The organism is Massilia sp. CT11-108, assembly GCF_047302915.1.
Taxonomy (GTDB): domain Bacteria; phylum Pseudomonadota; class Gammaproteobacteria; order Burkholderiales; family Burkholderiaceae_D; genus Telluria; species Telluria orientalis.
Genome location: NZ_JBKYMO010001238.1, coordinates 1 through 466, shown reverse-complemented (window position 1 = coordinate 466; position 466 = coordinate 1). Strand labels below are relative to the sequence as shown.

General features: G+C 69.3%; 1 protein-coding gene. It reads right to left on the bottom strand.

Annotation, left to right across the window (positions count from 1 at the left end):
• Positions 1–239 (bottom strand): hypothetical protein (locus ACEN88_RS34200; protein WP_413346831.1); only part of this gene is annotated, 239 nt, incomplete at its 3' end.
• Positions 240–466 lie beyond the last annotated feature (227 nt).

Here is a 466-nt window from a genome sequence, read left to right as displayed (position 1 = left end):
GCCGGCTGGCTGGTAGCGCGGCCCGCGCGGCCAGCGGTCTCGTCGCGCAGCGTGCCGCCCATCGTGTGCACGCGGCCCATGTCGCTCATCCCGCTCATCCCGCTCATCCCGCTGATACCGCCGATGGAGCCGCCCAGCGAGCCGCCCAATGAGCCGCCGAGCCGGCCGCCGAGCAGCTGCGCGTGGGCCTGGGTGGCGAGACCGAGGGCGAGGACGAGGGTAATGTACTTGGCTTTCATGACTGTTCTCCTTGTGATGGGGCGGTGTCTCTCACCGCCGATACAAGGAAAACGGATGGGCTCGCCGTTTTCTTCCACCCTTCAAAAAATTTTTTCAGCGCAGGTCCGCCGGGTCCGTGCGCAGGCTTGCGCCGACGATGCCGTACCCGGTCTCGTCGTTCGCGACGGCAGCGCCGGCCTCACGCACGAGTGCGTCCACGGCGCGCGCGGCGCCGGTCCGGTCCGGC